The sequence below is a fragment of the Pseudomonas sp. TMW22089 genome (assembly GCF_022496645.1).
Taxonomy (GTDB): domain Bacteria; phylum Pseudomonadota; class Gammaproteobacteria; order Pseudomonadales; family Pseudomonadaceae; genus Aquipseudomonas; species Aquipseudomonas paraversuta.
This window is the reverse complement of sequence record NZ_SCFG01000025.1, coordinates 40,237-53,664: the sequence shown is the minus strand read 5'-3', so window position 1 is coordinate 53,664 and position 13,428 is coordinate 40,237. Positions and strand designations below refer to the sequence as shown.

Genomic DNA, 13,428 nt, shown 5'->3' with positions numbered 1-13,428 from the left:
ATGGTGAGTGAGTCGATATCGATCTACAACAGCGAGCGTCCGCACCAGTCTTTGAAATACAAAACGCCCGATGCAATGCATCGGGCGTTGGGGTGAAACAGGTGTAAACCTATTTCAGGACTAGACATGCACAAGATTGCGCGGCACAGCCTTTAGCAGGCTTGTGTTGATAATCAATATCGCTTAATAATGAATCTCATTATCGAGTGAGCCTGGGTCATGAGTTCTGCCTTGCATGAAGGGCCTTATCTGGAAAGCTGGCGCTGGATGAGCCGCCAGATCCGTTGCGGGCTGGCGCCTGATGAACCGCGCCTGATTGAGCACTACCTGGCCGAGGGCCGCTATCTGGCCTGCTGCACGTCAACGTCGCCCTGGACGATTGCCGTGACCAGCTTCCGGCTGCTGCTGGACACCGCAAGCGACACTGCGCTGCCCTGGCAGTGGCGCACCCTGTGTCTGGACCACGCCTGGCGTCCGCTGCGCGATATCGAAACTCAAGCCCTGTGTGCCTGCCGTCTCAAGCACTGGCAAAGCTTTGCCTGGCGATTGGCAACCTGCGAGCTCGAGCCCTCCATTTCTCTAACAGAACTGTTGCAAGGATTTCCCGATGAGTAATACCCGTATCGAACGTGACAGCATGGGTGAATTGCACGTGCCTGAGGCTGCGCTGTATGGCGCCCAAACCCAGCGTGCGGTGAATAACTTCCCGATCAGTCATCAGCGCATGCCCGCGCAATTCATTCGCGCACTGATCCTGGCCAAGGCTGCCGCGGCCAAGGCCAACGTAGAACTCAAGCAGATCAGCGAAGCGCAGGGCAACGCCATAGTCGAGGCCACGCAGATTCTTTTGGCCGGCGATTTCATGGAGCACTTCCCGGTGGATATTTTCCAGACCGGCTCGGGCACCAGCTCCAACATGAATGCCAACGAAGTGATTGCCACGCTGGCCTCCCGGGTACTGGGAGAGGCGGTCAATGCCAATGATCACGTCAACTGCGGGCAAAGCAGCAACGACATCATCCCCACCACCATTCACGTCAGCGCCGCGCTGGGCCTGCATGAGGAGCTGCTGCCGGCGCTGTCCCATCTGGTGCAGGTGATTGAGCATAAGGCTGAACAGGTCCACGTTTACGTCAAAACCGGCCGCACGCACCTGATGGACGCCATGCCGGTGCGCATGAGCCAGGTTCTCAATGGCTGGGCGCAGCAGCTGCGGGCCAATATCGGGCACTTGCACGACCTGCAGCCGGCCCTGCAATCGCTGGCCCAGGGTGGCACTGCTGTGGGCACCGGGGTCAACGCGCATGCGCAATTCGCCGGGCTGTTCAGTCAGCAGCTCAGCGCACTGACCCATGTGCAATTCACTCCGGGTAAAGACCTGTTCGCCCTGATCGGTTCGCAGGATACCGCCGTATCCGTCTCGGGCCAGCTCAAGGCTACGGCCGTATCGCTGATGAAAATCGCCAACGACCTGCGCTGGATGAACTCCGGCCCGCTGGCCGGCCTGGGCGAGATCGAGCTTGAAGCCTTGCAGCCGGGCTCTTCGATCATGCCGGGCAAGGTCAACCCGGTGATTCCTGAAGCCACGGCCATGGTTGCGGCCCAGGTGATCGGCAATGACACGGTGATCACCATCGCCGGTCAGTCCGGCAATTTCGAACTGAATGTGATGTTGCCGGTGATTGCCCGCAACCTGCTGGGCAGCATCGAACTGCTGGCCAATTCCAGCCGTTTGCTGGCGGACAAGGCGATCGCCAGCTTCAAGGTTAATGACGCCAAGCTAAAGGAAGCGCTGTCGCGCAACCCGATTCTGGTGACGGCGCTGAATCCGATCATTGGCTATCAAAAGGCCGCTGAAATAGCCAAGACCGCCTATCAACAGGGGCGCCCGGTGATAGACGTTGCCCTTGAATACACAGATCTGCCACGCAGCCAGCTTGAAGTCTTGCTCGATCCCGAGAAGCTGACAGCCGGCGGCGTTTAACCCCTCGCCTGGAGGTTCACATGGAGCACTGGAAACGCACGATCGCAAGAGCCAATCGCTGTTTCGCTGAGGGCGAGCTGGTCGATGCCCGCGAGCATTATCTGCAAGCGCTTGCGCTGGCCCAGGTACTGCTCGAGCGCTGGAGTGATGCCGATGAGGCGGTGGCGGCCTGCGTTATTTCGCACCACAACCTGGCAGATCTGCATCTGCGCCTCAATCAGCCAGAGGAGAGCGTCGAGTACCTCTGCGCCATTCACCAGCGCTTGTTGCACACCATGCAGAACCCGCGTCTGGGGCCGGCATTGCGAGAAGCAGCGCTGCGTCAGAGCAGCAAAACCTATGTCGAGCTTTTGAACTTCATCAGCGATCACGGCGAATACCCGCGTTCCAATCTGTTGCTCAAAAGACCCGTGGCGCAGTCCGGTCACGGGTTTTCAACAGTCAGCGGCCATCATCCAGGAGCACATTGATATGACTTTTACCTTGCCTGCCTTGCCTTATGCCTACGACGCACTTGAGCCGCATATCGATGCGCAAACCATGGAGATTCACTACACCAAGCATCACCAGACCTATATCAACAACCTGAATGCCGCAGTGGAAGGGACTGAATGGGCGCAGTGGCCGGTTGAAAAATTGCTCGCCGGAGTTCAGCAACTGCCGGAAAAGCTGCGGGCCGCAGTCATCAACCAGGGTGGCGGACATGCCAATCACTCGCTGTTCTGGCAAGTCATGAGCCCGCAGGGCGGCGGTAATCCGGACGGTGCGCTGGCCAAGGCGATTGATCAGCAACTGGGTGGCCTGGAACTGTTCAAGGAGAACTTCACCAAGGCCACCCTGACCCGTTTTGGCAGCGGTTGGGCATGGTTGAGCGTGACCCCGCAAAAGACCCTGGTGGTGGAAAGCAGCGGCAACCAGGACAGCCCGCTGATGAATGGCAACACCCCGATTCTGGGACTCGACGTATGGGAGCACGCTTACTACCTGCGCTATCAGAATCGCCGTCCGGAATACATCAATGCGTTTTACAACGTGATCAATTGGCCAGAAGTGGCGCGCCGGTATCAAGCAGCGATTGCCTGAGCCTACTTAAAAGGATTCGGGCCGATTATGGGCACGCAAATATTGGCAGTCGGCGGGGTGCGGATGTTCCGTTATGCCCTCGGCATGCTCTTGCTGTTGGCGGGCACGGCCTTGTTGGTGGCCAAGGGACTGCTCTGGCTGGACCTTGTGCCAAGAATGTTGCGGGCGTTGCAGGGCGGATCGCTCTGCGCGCTGGGCACCGCTTTAGGCGCAGTACCGGTACTGGTCATCCGCAAAATGCCGGTGGCGGTGAGCGATACCTTGTTGGGCTTCGGGGCCGGGGTGATGCTGGCAGCCACGGCTTTCTCGCTGGTTGTGCCCGGCATTGCGTCGGCCCAAAGCCTGGGGTTGTCATCATGGGCGTCGAGCGGGCTGGTCAGTGCGGGCATCCTGCTGGGAGCGTTCTGTCTGTTTTTGCTCGATCGCAAGGTCAGCGGAGCGGGGCCGGAGATGTTCCTCAACCGGCCTGGCGAGCCGCTGATTGCGCCACGTATCTGGTTGTTTGTCATTGCGATTGTGGCGCACAACATTCCTGAAGGAATGGCGGTCGGGGTGTCGGCAGGGGGAGGCATGCCGGATGCCGATAGCCTGGCGATGGGCATCGCCCTGCAGGATGTGCCGGAAGGTCTGGTGATCGCATTAGTGTTGGCGGGTGCCGGGATGTCGCGGGTCAAGGCATTCCTGATTGGCGCCGCTTCCGGTCTGGTCGAACCGGTATTTGCGCTGCTCTGTGCCTGGCTGGTGAATTTGGCCGAGGTGTTGTTGCCACTGGGCCTGGCGCTGGCAGCCGGGGCCATGTTGCTGGTGGTGACGCAAGAAGTGATCCCCGAGTCGCGGCGCAATGGTCACGAGAAGCTTGCAAGCCTGGGGTTATGCGTCGGGTTCTGCTTGATGATGGTGATGGATACGGCGTTGGGGTAAACGCTGCAAACTGCCGGGGGAGCGTCTAGCGGCGCTCCTGCAATTGGCTATTCGCCCTCGTCAAAGTAGTTGTTGATGAGTTTGACCAGTGCATCCAGTGCTTCCTGCTCTTGTTCGCCCTCGGTCTTGAGGTGGATCTTTGTGCCCTTGCCAGCGGCCAGCATCATCATGGCCATGATGCTTTTACCATCGACCATGGATTCTGCGGTACGTCCTGCTCTTACCTGGCATGGAAACTGTCCGGCTATGCCTACGAACTTGGCGGATGCCCGAGCGTGCAAGCCCAGCTTGTTGATGATTTCAATTTCCAGTGCAGGCATCGCGGGGTTGATCCTTTCAAGTAAGGTCGCGGTGGCGAACCTGGACATTCTTCAGAGTTTGTTGCAGGCATTTGCCGAGTCGCTCGGTCAGATACACCGAGCGGTGATGACCGCCAGTGCAGCCGATCCCTATGGTGACATAGGCGCGGTTGCTGGCGGCGAAGCGGGGTAGCCATTTGAGCAGGTAGCTGGAGATGTCCTGGAACATCTCTTCGACATCAGGCTGCGCTGCCAGGTAATCCGCAACGGGCTGATCCAGCCCTGACAGCTCGCGCAGTTCGGGCTTCCAGTAGGGGTTGGGCAAGCAACGCACGTCAAATACCAGGTCGGCATCGACCGGCATGCCGCGCTTGAAGCCAAACGACTCAACCAGAAAGGCGGTGCCGGGTTCAGGCTTGTTCAGCAGGCGCAGCTTGATGGTGTCGCGCAGCTGATACAGGTTCAGATTGGTGGTGTTGATCGTCAGGTCGGCAAGGTCGGCAATGGGCCCGAGCAACTGGCTCTCATCACGAATGGCCTCGGCCAGTGAACGGCTCGCGCTGCTCAGTGGATGCCGCCGACGGGTTTCCGAGAAGCGCTTGAGCAAGGTTTCTTCATCGGCGTCGAGGTACAGAACATCGCACTGGATATGCCGGTTGCGCACTTCTTCAAGCAATTGCGGAAAGCGTGACAAATGGCTTGGCAGGTTTCGCGCATCGATCGATACCGCCACCAGCGGCTGCGCCAGTTCAGTATGAATCAGTGCACGTTCCGCCAGCTCTGGCAGCAAGCCGGCGGGCAGGTTGTCGATGCAATAGAAACCGTTATCTTCGAGGACGGCGAGGGCGGTGCTTTTACCGGAGCCGGAGCGTCCGCTGACAATGACTAGGCGCATGATAATTAACCGTTCTGTACGTCCAGAACAACCTGATACAGCGCTTCGTTACTGGGTGCGCTGCGTAATCGTTCACGCACATCTTTGCGGTCGAGCATGCTGGCGATCTGCCGCAGCAGTTCCAGGTGTGCGTCGGTAGCAGCTTCTGGCACCAGCAAAACGAACAACAGGTCGACCGGCGCGCCATCGATGGCGTCGAAATCTATGGGAGCGTCAAGATGTAGCAAGGCACTGACAGGCGACTCGCAGCCCTTGAGGCGGCAATGGGGGATGGCGATGCCGTTACCAAAACCGGTGGATCCCAGTTTTTCACGGGCAATAAGGCTCTCGAAGACATCTTGCATTTCCAGCCCCGGCACTTCGCGGCTGATCAGGGTGGCAATTTGTTCGAGTGCGCGCTTTTTACTGCCGCCCGGCGCGTTCACCAAGGAACGGCCGGGGGTCAGGATATTTTCAAGTCGAATCATGGTTATGGAGTATTAACGACCCGTGGCGCCCTGGAGCAGGCTTTGGGTCTTTTCCTTATGCTTTTTCAGTTGGCGATCAAGCTTGTCGTAGAGGCTGTCAATGGCCGCATACATGTCTGGATCGACGGCATTGGCGACAACTTCGCCACCGTGAATATTGAGGGTGGCCTCGATTTTCTGTTTTAGTTTTTCAACAGAGAGAATCACCTGCACATTGGTGATCTTGTCGAAGTGACGTTCCAGCCGTGCGAATTTTTCGTTGATCGAGTCGCGGAGCGCTTGGGTGACTTCCAGATGTTGTCCACTGATGTTGACTTGCATGCAGTTTCTCCTTCTGTTGCCATTGCATAAAGTGGCAGGCCGACCAGCCTGCCACTGAAACGCTGTGGCCCGTGGCTTACATCAAACGCTTGCGTTCGCTCGAAGGCGCTATCCCTAAGGACTCGCGGTACTTGGCGACGGTGCGACGGGCCACCTGAATACCTTGTGCCTCCAGTAAACCAGCGATCTTGCTGTCACTCAACGGCTTTTTCTGATTTTCAGCCGCCACCAGTTTTTTGATGATGGCGCGTATCGCAGTGGACGAGCATTCACCACCTTCGGAGGTGCTGACGTGACTGGAAAAAAAGTACTTCAATTCATAAATGCCCCGCGGGGTATGCATGAATTTCTGGGTGGTGACCCGGGAAATGGTTGATTCGTGCATGCCGACGGCTTCTGCAATGTCATGCAGTACCAAAGGTTTCATTGCCTCGTCGCCATACTCCAGAAAACCGCGCTGATGCTCCACGATCTGGGTCGCCACTTTCATCAGGGTTTCGTTGCGGCTCTGCAGGCTTTTGATGAACCAGCGCGCTTCTTGCAGCTGATTGCGCATGAAGGTGTTGTCGGCGCTGGTGTCGGCACGACGAACGAATCCTGCGTATTGCGGGTTGACCCGCAGGCGCGGTACCGACTCCTGGTTAAGCTCGACCAGCCAGCGTTCGTTGTCTTTACGAACGATCACGTCAGGCACGACGTATTCGGCTTCGCCGGATTCGATCTGCGACCCCGGACGTGGATTAAGGCTCTGTACCCGTTCGATGACCTGGCGCAGTTCGTCTTCTTTGAGCTTCATGCGGCGCATGAGCTGGCTGTAGTCGCGGGCGCCCAGCAGGTCGATGTAATCGGTTACCAGGCGCTTGGCTTCGTTCAACCAGGGCGTGTTGGCCGGTAGCTGGCGCAATTGCAGCAGCAGGCACTCGCTCAGGTTGCGCGCACCAATGCCGGCCGGTTCGAATTGCTGGATACGGTGCAGAACGGCTTCGATTTCATCGAGTTCAATGTCCAGCTCGGGATCGAACGCCTCAAGGATCTCTTCGAGAGTTTCGTCGAGATAGCCCTGGTTGTTGATGCAGTCGATGAGGGTGACGCCGATCAGTCGGTCGGTGTCGGACATCGGTGCCAGGTTCAGTTGCCACAACAGGTGACTTTGCAGGCTCTCACCGGCCGAGGTGCGGGTGGTGAAGTCCCATTCGTCATCATCGTTGCTGGGCAGGCTGCTGGCGCTGGTTTGATAAACGTCTTCCCAGGCTGTGTCGACGGGTAGCTCATTGGGAATGCGTTCGCTCCAGTCGCCTTCTTCCAGGTTGTCCACAGTAGGCGCGGACTCTTGATAGGAAGGTTCCTGGATGTCGCTGTTGGGTTTTTGCTCAATGTTGTCGGCTAAAGGATCTGAATTGTCGAAGTCGTCGCCGTCTTCCTGGCGCTCGAGCATCGGATTGGATTCCAGAGCCTCCTGGATCTCCTGTTGCAGGTCCAGGGTCGACAATTGGAGCAGGCGGATGGCCTGTTGCAGCTGCGGTGTCATCGTCAGCTGCTGGCCCATTCTCAGGACTAGCGATGGTTTCATGGCTGGGGCTTAAGACCTTATTCGCCGGCGCGCATGGCGCCATCCACTACCAAGGCGCGTGAGCGCCAAACATAAGCAAATTATATGCCTGAAACCGGTGCGTTTGCCTAGAGCGCCAAGGTAATAAAAGTCGTGACGACTTTTTGCTGTCCTTGGCGCCCGGGAATTCGCGATGCATCTGGCCTTACAGGCGGAACTCGTGGCCCAGATACACTTCTCTGACCAATTCATTGGCCAGAATGGTTTCAGCATCACCTTCGGCTATCAACTGCCCATCGTTGACGATGTAGGCGGTTTCGCAGATGTCGAGGGTTTCACGGACGTTGTGATCGGTGATCAGTACGCCAATGCCCTTGGCCTTGAGGTGATGAATGATTTGCTTGATGTCGCCCACAGATATCGGGTCAACGCCGGCAAAGGGTTCGTCGAGCAGGATGAATTTCGGGGCGGTTGCCAGTGCCCGGGCGATTTCGACCCTGCGTCGCTCACCACCGGACAGGCTCATGCCGAGGCTGTCGCGGATGTGGCTGATGTGGAACTCCTGCAGCAGGCTTTCGAGTTCCTTGCGACGACCGGCCTTGTCGAGTTCTTTGCGCGTTTCGAGGATCGCCATGATGTTATCGGCGACCGAAAGCTTGCGAAAGATCGAGGCTTCCTGGGGCAGGTAACCGATGCCGGCGCGTGCGCGGCCGTGCATCGGCTGGTGGCTGACATCCAGGTCGTCGATCAGTACGCGTCCCTGGTCAGCCTGGACCAGGCCGACAATCATGTAGAAGCATGTGGTCTTGCCTGCACCGTTAGGGCCGAGCAAACCCACGATTTGCCCGCTGTCGATTGACAGGCTGACATCACGTACCACCTGGCGACTCTTGTAGCTTTTAGCCAAATGCTGGGCTTTGAGGGTTGCCATTACTGGGCCTTCTGCTGGTCGGTTTTCTTCTTCGGCTGGATCACCATGTCGATGCGCGGGCGTGGTGCGGTGACTGTGGAGCCATTGGCGCGTCCGGCGTTTGCGACCTGTTTCACCGTGTCATAGACGATCTTCTCGCCTTCGGTGGTGTTGCCGTCGTTGATGACCTTGGCCTTGTCGATCAGCACAATGCGGTTTTGCGGCGCATGGTACTGAATGGTTACGGCATAGGCCTGAACCGGCTTGGAGTCGGTTGCTTTTTGCAGCTGCTCGAAATAGGCCAGGTTGCCGACTGAGGTCACGATATCAATTTCACCCGCAGCATTGCGGGTAATAGTGACGGTGTTGCCGGTGATTTTCATCGAGCCCTGGGTGATGATTACATCGCCCTTGTAGGTCGCGACGCCTTGTTTGTCATCCAGCTGGGCTTCATTGGCCTGGATGCGGATTGGCTGTTCGTTATCGTTCGGCAGAGCCCAGGCGCTCACGCTTCCCAGTGCTGCGCTCAGGCTGAGCAATAAAGGGAGGGATTTAACGAGACTCATACTGTCCTCTTACGTTGGACAGCAGGTCCATCCTGCCGTCTTTCAAATATGCTTTCATGCCCTTGCCAGTTGTTACGCCGCCAGCGCCGTCGATTCTAACGTCTCGCTCGGTCTGCGCATATTGCTTCTGGGGGAATACAGTCATGCGGGAACTGGTAATAACCGTAGTGCGATTTTTTTCATCTGTGCGGGCCACACGTACCGAGTCGATCAGCTCGACCTCGGTGCCGTCCGGATTAACTTCTCCGCGCTCGCTCTGTACGTGCCACGGGAAGGCCGTGCCGCGGTACATTTGCAGGTCGGGCTTGGTCATCAGGGTGACTTCCGATGACAGCACATGCTCGATTTTGTCGGATGTCATTTCATACTGCAGTTTGCCGTCCGGCAAGAACTGCAGGCTGCGCGCATTAAGCGCGTAATAGTCGATAGCGCTTTCATCGACGGCCGCTTTAGGGGTGTCGAGAAAACGTTCGGGGCTGATATTCCAGTAGCCAACTGATGCGAACAACGCAGCAATGACCGTGAATAACAGGATGTTACGGATCTTTTTGCTCAGCATGGAAAACTCTATAGGTAGGCTGCGTGGGCCGCGTCTAGACGGCCTTGAGCGCGCAAAATCAACTCGCAGAATTCGCGTGCGGCACCTTCTCCGCCTCGTGCCTGAGTGACGCCATGGGCGTGCTCGCGAACAAAGCTGGCAGCATTGGCAACTGCCATGCCCAGACCAACTCGGCGGATAACCGGTAAATCAGGCAGATCATCGCCCAAATAGGCGACCTGTTCATAGCTTAGGTTGAGTTGGCCAAGAAGCTCGTCCAATACCACCAACTTGTCTTCGCGCCCCTGATACAGGTGCGCGATCCCCAGGTTTTGTGCGCGACGTTCAACCACCGGGGTTTTACGGCCGCTGATAATCGCGGTCTGAACCCCGGCGGCCATCAGCATCTTGATACCCAGACCGTCCAGCGTGTTGAAGGTCTTGAACTCGCTGCCGTCTTCAAGGAAGTACAGGCGGCCGTCGGTCAAAACCCCGTCAACGTCGAAAATGGCAAGTTTTATGTCTTTGCCGCGCTTGAGTAGTTCAAGGGTCATTACATCACTCCTGCGCGTAGCAAGTCGTGCATGTTCAAGGCACCAACCGGCCGGTCTTCCTTGTCGACTACAACCAGTGCGTTGATTTTGTGGTCTTCCATGATTTTCAAGGCTTCGGCGGCGAGCATGTCGGCCCGTGCGGTTTTGCCATGGGGGGTCATGACTGCATCAATGCTTGCGTTGCGGATATCGATTTCGCGATCCAGGGTTCTGCGCAAGTCACCGTCAGTGAAGATTCCGGCCAGGCGACCATCTTCTTCTATAACCACGGTCATGCCGAGACCTTTGTGCGTCATTTCCATCAATGCATCCTTGAGCAGCGTGCCGCGGACAACCTGCGGCAAGTCTGCGCCCGAGTGCATGACGTTTTCGACTTTCAGCAGCAGGCGGCGGCCCAGGGCTCCACCGGGATGCGAAAAGGCAAAGTCCTCAGCGGTAAAGCCACGGGCTTCGAGCAAGGCTATGGCCAGAGCATCACCCAGCACCAGCGCGGCAGTAGTCGAGGAGGTCGGTGCCAGGTTCAACGGGCAGGCCTCCTGAGCCACGCGGGCGTCCAGGCTGACATCGGCGGCTTTGGCCAGTGGCGACTCGGGGTTGCCGGTGATGCAGATCAACTGGATACCCAAACGCTTGATCAGGGGCAGCAGGGTGACGATCTCTGCAGTCGACCCCGAGTTGGACAGCGCGAGAATAATGTCATCTCGGGTAATCATGCCCATGTCGCCATGGCTGGCTTCGGCCGGATGGACGAAAAAAGCGGTGGTACCGGTGCTGGCCAGAGTCGCAGCAATTTTGTTGCCGATATGCCCGGACTTGCCCATGCCGACCACGACTACCCGGCCCTTGCTGGCCAAAATCATCTCGCAAGCGCGTACGAAGTCTGCGTCGATATGAGCCAGCAAACCTTCTACGGCTTGCAGTTCGAGGCGGATGGTACGCTGAGCAGATTGGATCAGGTCGCTGGATTGGCTCATGTTTGAAGTCAGATAGCCTGAGAAAAGGCAAAGATTATAGCGGTAATGCGCAATTCCCTCACGCTAGATCGTCGTGCTTTGTTGTCTGCGCTACGAACTACTGCCGGGATTACAGCTGAATCGAATTTATTTCGCTGTCTGGAACCTGATACGGCACTCCTTCGGCCTTGGGCGGTCACTATCAGCAGTGCTATAGTTCGCCGCCAGTTCGGCCCGCTCAGGGAACGCGCCTCCCGATAAAGGGGCAAAGTGTCCGGGTGAGAGGCAGAGGCTGCATCGCAAGGAGTTTAGATGAGCGCCGATAACGCCTACGCGGTCGAGCTGAAGGGAGTGTCCTTCAAGCGCGGTACGCGCAGCATCTTCAATAATGTCGATATTCTGATTCCGCGTGGCAAAGTCACGGGAATCATGGGGCCTTCCGGCTGCGGCAAGACCACCCTTTTACGTTTGATGGGAATGCAACTGCGTCCCAGCAGCGGTGAGGTGTGGGTCAACGGTCAGAACCTGCCGACGTTGTCGCGCAGTGATCTGTTCGATGCCCGTAAGCACATGGGGGTGTTGTTTCAAAGCGGGGCGTTGTTCACCGACCTGGACGTATTCGAGAATGTGGCCTTCCCGCTACGGGTTCACACCCAGTTGCCGGAAGAAATGATTCGCGACATCGTGCTGCTTAAATTGCAGGCGGTGGGACTGCGCGGAGCCATTGATCTGATGCCCGACGAGTTGTCTGGCGGCATGAAGCGCCGGGTTGCCCTGGCGCGTGCGATTGCCCTGGACCCGCAGATCCTGATGTATGACGAACCTTTTGTCGGACAGGACCCCATCGCAATGGGGGTTCTGGTTCGCCTGATTCGTCTGCTCAATGATGCCTTGGGCATCACCAGCATCGTGGTTTCTCACGACCTGGCTGAAACAGCGAGTATCGCTGACTATCTGTATGTAGTCGGCGATGGTCAGGTACTGGGGCAGGGTACGCCCGAAGAGTTGATGAACGCCGATAACCCGCGTATTCGTCAGTTCATGAACGGCGACCCGGATGGTCCTGTTCCGTTTCACTTTCCGGCGTCGGACTACCGAACCGATCTTCTGGGGAAGCGCTGATGCGCAAGCATTCAATTATGGATCGTGTCGGACTATTCGGCCGGGCCGGTATCGATATCGTCTCGGTACTGGGCCGTTCGGGGATATTCCTCTTTCATTCTTTGCTGGGGCGTGGCGGCATTGGTGGCGGGTTCGGACTGTTGCTCAAGCAGCTGCACTCCGTGGGCGTCATGTCGCTGGTGATTATCGTGGTGTCCGGTGTGTTCATCGGCATGGTCCTGGCGCTGCAAGGCTTCAGTATCCTGTCCAGCTACGGCTCCGAGCAGGCGGTCGGGCAGATGGTTGCCCTGACGCTTCTGCGTGAACTCGGGCCGGTGGTCACTGCGCTGTTGTTTGCCGGGCGTGCGGGCTCTGCCCTGACCGCCGAGATTGGCAACATGAAATCCAGCGAACAACTGTCCAGCCTGGAAATGATCGGGGTCGACCCGCTTAAATACATCATTGCCCCGCGCTTGTGGGCCGGGTTCATTTCCCTGCCGATACTGGCGATGATCTTCAGCGTGGTCGGGATCTGGGGTGGTTCGTGGGTCGCGGTTGACTGGCTGGGCGTCTACGACGGCTCATACTGGGCCAATATGCAAAACAGCGTAACCTTCAGTGGTGACGTACTTAACGGGATCATCAAAAGCATCGTTTTTGCCTTTGTGGTGACCTGGATTGCCGTGTTCCAAGGTTATGACTGTGAGCCCACTTCAGAGGGGATCAGCCGTGCCACTACCAAGACCGTGGTGTATGCCTCGTTGGCAGTCCTCGGGCTGGACTTTATTTTGACTGCCTTGATGTTTGGAGATTTCTGATGCAAAACCGCACCATGGAAATCGGTGTCGGCCTGTTTTTGCTGGCTGGCATCCTGGCTTTGTTGTTGCTTGCCCTGCGAGTCAGTGGACTGTCCCCGACCGCCAGCACCGACACCTACAAGCTCTACGCCTACTTCGACAATATTGCCGGTCTTACCGTGCGCGCCAAAGTCACCATGGCGGGCGTGACCATCGGCAAGGTCACGGCAATTGATCTGGACCGGGACAACTTCACTGCCCGGGTCACCCTGCAGCTCGAAAAGAGCGTGGATAACCTGCCGACCGATTCGACAGCGTCTATCCTCACAGCTGGCTTGCTGGGGGAGAAATACATCGGTATCAGCGTCGGCGGCGAAGACGCTGTGCTCAAAGATGGTGGCACCATCCATGACACGCAATCATCGTTGGTCCTTGAAGATCTGATCGGGAAATTCCTGCTCAACACCGTTAGCAAAGAAGCCAAATAAGG

18 protein-coding genes and 1 pseudogene are annotated in these 13,428 nt (G+C 57.5%); 9 read left to right on the top strand and 10 right to left on the bottom strand.

Annotation, left to right across the window (positions count from 1 at the left end; all coding sequences use genetic code 11):
- From EQV90_RS18690 to EQV90_RS18665, 6 genes and pseudogenes are all read left to right on the top strand, one after another.
- Positions 1-124 (top strand): annotated as a pseudogene (locus EQV90_RS18690) (hypothetical protein); the annotation flags it as partial.
- Between the two features lie 95 nt (positions 125-219).
- On the top strand, positions 220-615 hold the full coding sequence (locus EQV90_RS18685; RefSeq protein ID WP_003439881.1) for a hypothetical protein: 396 nt from the start codon (positions 220-222) through the stop codon (positions 613-615).
- Entirely contained in the window at positions 608-1,984 is a 1,377-nt protein-coding gene (locus EQV90_RS18680; RefSeq protein ID WP_161717937.1) for a class II fumarate hydratase, read from the top strand. The genes EQV90_RS18685 and EQV90_RS18680 overlap by 8 nt, the downstream gene beginning before the upstream one ends.
- A gap of 20 nt (positions 1,985-2,004) precedes the next feature.
- On the top strand, positions 2,005-2,454 hold the full coding sequence (locus tag EQV90_RS18675) for a DUF2753 domain-containing protein (protein ID WP_240878535.1): 450 nt from the start codon (positions 2,005-2,007) through the stop codon (positions 2,452-2,454).
- 1 nt (position 2,455) lies between these two features.
- Complete coding sequence (locus EQV90_RS18670; RefSeq protein ID WP_240878534.1) at positions 2,456-3,067, top strand: superoxide dismutase; 612 nt, start codon at positions 2,456-2,458, stop codon at positions 3,065-3,067.
- A 27-nt stretch (positions 3,068-3,094) separates the two neighbouring features.
- The gene (locus tag EQV90_RS18665; protein ID WP_240878533.1) at positions 3,095-3,988 is read left to right on the top strand and encodes a ZIP family metal transporter; all 894 of its coding nucleotides are present in this window, start codon (positions 3,095-3,097) and stop codon (positions 3,986-3,988) included.
- 47 nt (positions 3,989-4,035) lie between these two features.
- On the opposite strand, the gene EQV90_RS18660 is transcribed toward EQV90_RS18665, so the two are convergent.
- The 10 genes from EQV90_RS18660 to EQV90_RS18615 all read right to left on the bottom strand — a co-directional run bounded on the left by EQV90_RS18660 (position 4,036) and on the right by EQV90_RS18615 (position 11,061).
- Positions 4,036-4,308: an HPr family phosphocarrier protein gene (locus EQV90_RS18660; RefSeq protein WP_003439887.1), complete on the bottom strand. Its 273-nt coding sequence runs from the start codon at positions 4,306-4,308 to the stop codon at positions 4,036-4,038.
- Positions 4,309-4,324: 16 nt separating this feature from the next.
- The gene (gene rapZ / locus EQV90_RS18655; protein WP_003439888.1) at positions 4,325-5,182 is read right to left on the bottom strand and encodes an RNase adapter RapZ; all 858 of its coding nucleotides are present in this window, start codon (positions 5,180-5,182) and stop codon (positions 4,325-4,327) included.
- A gap of 5 nt (positions 5,183-5,187) precedes the next feature.
- Positions 5,188-5,649 carry a PTS IIA-like nitrogen regulatory protein PtsN gene (gene ptsN, locus EQV90_RS18650; protein WP_003439889.1) on the bottom strand — a complete coding sequence of 154 codons (462 nt, stop codon included), beginning with the start codon at positions 5,647-5,649 and terminating at the stop codon, positions 5,188-5,190.
- Between the two features lie 12 nt (positions 5,650-5,661).
- A complete protein-coding gene (gene raiA, locus EQV90_RS18645; protein ID WP_003439891.1) occupies positions 5,662-5,970 on the bottom strand; it encodes a ribosome-associated translation inhibitor RaiA in 309 nt (102 codons plus the stop codon).
- Positions 5,971-6,046: 76 nt separating this feature from the next.
- Complete coding sequence (locus EQV90_RS18640) at positions 6,047-7,540, bottom strand: RNA polymerase factor sigma-54 (RefSeq protein ID WP_003439892.1); 1,494 nt, start codon at positions 7,538-7,540, stop codon at positions 6,047-6,049.
- A 184-nt stretch (positions 7,541-7,724) separates the two neighbouring features.
- Positions 7,725-8,450, bottom strand: a complete 726-nt coding sequence (gene lptB, locus EQV90_RS18635) for an LPS export ABC transporter ATP-binding protein (protein ID WP_003439894.1) — start codon at positions 8,448-8,450, stop codon at positions 7,725-7,727.
- A complete protein-coding gene (lptA, locus tag EQV90_RS18630) occupies positions 8,450-8,995 on the bottom strand; it encodes a lipopolysaccharide transport periplasmic protein LptA (RefSeq protein ID WP_003439896.1) in 546 nt (181 codons plus the stop codon). The genes lptB and lptA overlap by 1 nt, the downstream gene beginning before the upstream one ends.
- Positions 8,982-9,554 (bottom strand): LPS export ABC transporter periplasmic protein LptC, encoded by a 573-nt coding sequence (lptC, locus tag EQV90_RS18625; protein ID WP_003439897.1) that lies wholly within the window; start codon positions 9,552-9,554, stop codon positions 8,982-8,984. Before lptC ends, lptA begins: the two co-directional genes overlap by 14 nt.
- 8 nt (positions 9,555-9,562) lie before the next feature.
- A complete protein-coding gene (locus EQV90_RS18620; RefSeq protein WP_003439907.1) occupies positions 9,563-10,087 on the bottom strand; it encodes an HAD family hydrolase in 525 nt (174 codons plus the stop codon).
- Positions 10,087-11,061 (bottom strand): KpsF/GutQ family sugar-phosphate isomerase, encoded by a 975-nt coding sequence (locus EQV90_RS18615; RefSeq protein WP_003439908.1) that lies wholly within the window; start codon positions 11,059-11,061, stop codon positions 10,087-10,089. The genes EQV90_RS18620 and EQV90_RS18615 overlap by 1 nt, the downstream gene beginning before the upstream one ends.
- 291 nt (positions 11,062-11,352) lie before the next feature.
- Here EQV90_RS18615 and EQV90_RS18610 point away from each other — a divergent pair, with 291 nt between their 5' ends.
- The 3 genes from EQV90_RS18610 to mlaD are packed head-to-tail and all read left to right on the top strand — an operon-like array spanning position 11,353 to position 13,426.
- Entirely contained in the window at positions 11,353-12,162 is an 810-nt protein-coding gene (locus tag EQV90_RS18610; protein WP_003439910.1) for an ATP-binding cassette domain-containing protein, read from the top strand.
- Positions 12,162-12,959, top strand: coding sequence for a lipid asymmetry maintenance ABC transporter permease subunit MlaE (gene mlaE / locus EQV90_RS18605; RefSeq protein WP_003439912.1), 798 nt, complete (start codon positions 12,162-12,164; stop codon positions 12,957-12,959). Before EQV90_RS18610 ends, mlaE begins: the two co-directional genes overlap by 1 nt.
- Positions 12,959-13,426, top strand: coding sequence for an outer membrane lipid asymmetry maintenance protein MlaD (mlaD, locus tag EQV90_RS18600; protein ID WP_003439913.1), 468 nt, complete (start codon positions 12,959-12,961; stop codon positions 13,424-13,426). Before mlaE ends, mlaD begins: the two co-directional genes overlap by 1 nt.
- The last annotated feature ends 2 nt before the right edge of the window (positions 13,427-13,428 follow it).

Coding starts and splice junctions, on each gene's coding strand:
- lptA (WP_003439896.1), bottom strand. CDS start 8,995: ATGAGTCTCGTTAAATCCCTCCCTTTATTGCTCAGCCTGAGCGCAGCA.
- lptC (WP_003439897.1), bottom strand. CDS start 9,554: ATGCTGAGCAAAAAGATCCGTAACATCCTGTTATTCACGGTCATTGCT.
- mlaE (WP_003439912.1), top strand. CDS start 12,162: ATGCGCAAGCATTCAATTATGGATCGTGTCGGACTATTCGGCCGGGCC.
- mlaD (WP_003439913.1), top strand. CDS start 12,959: ATGCAAAACCGCACCATGGAAATCGGTGTCGGCCTGTTTTTGCTGGCT.
- EQV90_RS18610 (WP_003439910.1), top strand. CDS start 11,353: ATGAGCGCCGATAACGCCTACGCGGTCGAGCTGAAGGGAGTGTCCTTC.
- raiA (WP_003439891.1), bottom strand. CDS start 5,970: ATGCAAGTCAACATCAGTGGACAACATCTGGAAGTCACCCAAGCGCTC.
- EQV90_RS18640 (WP_003439892.1), bottom strand. CDS start 7,540: ATGAAACCATCGCTAGTCCTGAGAATGGGCCAGCAGCTGACGATGACA.
- EQV90_RS18665 (WP_240878533.1), top strand. CDS start 3,095: ATGGGCACGCAAATATTGGCAGTCGGCGGGGTGCGGATGTTCCGTTAT.
- EQV90_RS18620 (WP_003439907.1), bottom strand. CDS start 10,087: ATGACCCTTGAACTACTCAAGCGCGGCAAAGACATAAAACTTGCCATT.
- EQV90_RS18675 (WP_240878535.1), top strand. CDS start 2,005: ATGGAGCACTGGAAACGCACGATCGCAAGAGCCAATCGCTGTTTCGCT.
- EQV90_RS18615 (WP_003439908.1), bottom strand. CDS start 11,061: ATGAGCCAATCCAGCGACCTGATCCAATCTGCTCAGCGTACCATCCGC.
- ptsN (WP_003439889.1), bottom strand. CDS start 5,649: ATGATTCGACTTGAAAATATCCTGACCCCCGGCCGTTCCTTGGTGAAC.
- EQV90_RS18685 (WP_003439881.1), top strand. CDS start 220: ATGAGTTCTGCCTTGCATGAAGGGCCTTATCTGGAAAGCTGGCGCTGG.
- EQV90_RS18680 (WP_161717937.1), top strand. CDS start 608: ATGAGTAATACCCGTATCGAACGTGACAGCATGGGTGAATTGCACGTG.
- rapZ (WP_003439888.1), bottom strand. CDS start 5,182: ATGCGCCTAGTCATTGTCAGCGGACGCTCCGGCTCCGGTAAAAGCACC.
- lptB (WP_003439894.1), bottom strand. CDS start 8,450: ATGGCAACCCTCAAAGCCCAGCATTTGGCTAAAAGCTACAAGAGTCGC.
- EQV90_RS18660 (WP_003439887.1), bottom strand. CDS start 4,308: ATGCCTGCACTGGAAATTGAAATCATCAACAAGCTGGGCTTGCACGCT.
- EQV90_RS18670 (WP_240878534.1), top strand. CDS start 2,456: ATGACTTTTACCTTGCCTGCCTTGCCTTATGCCTACGACGCACTTGAG.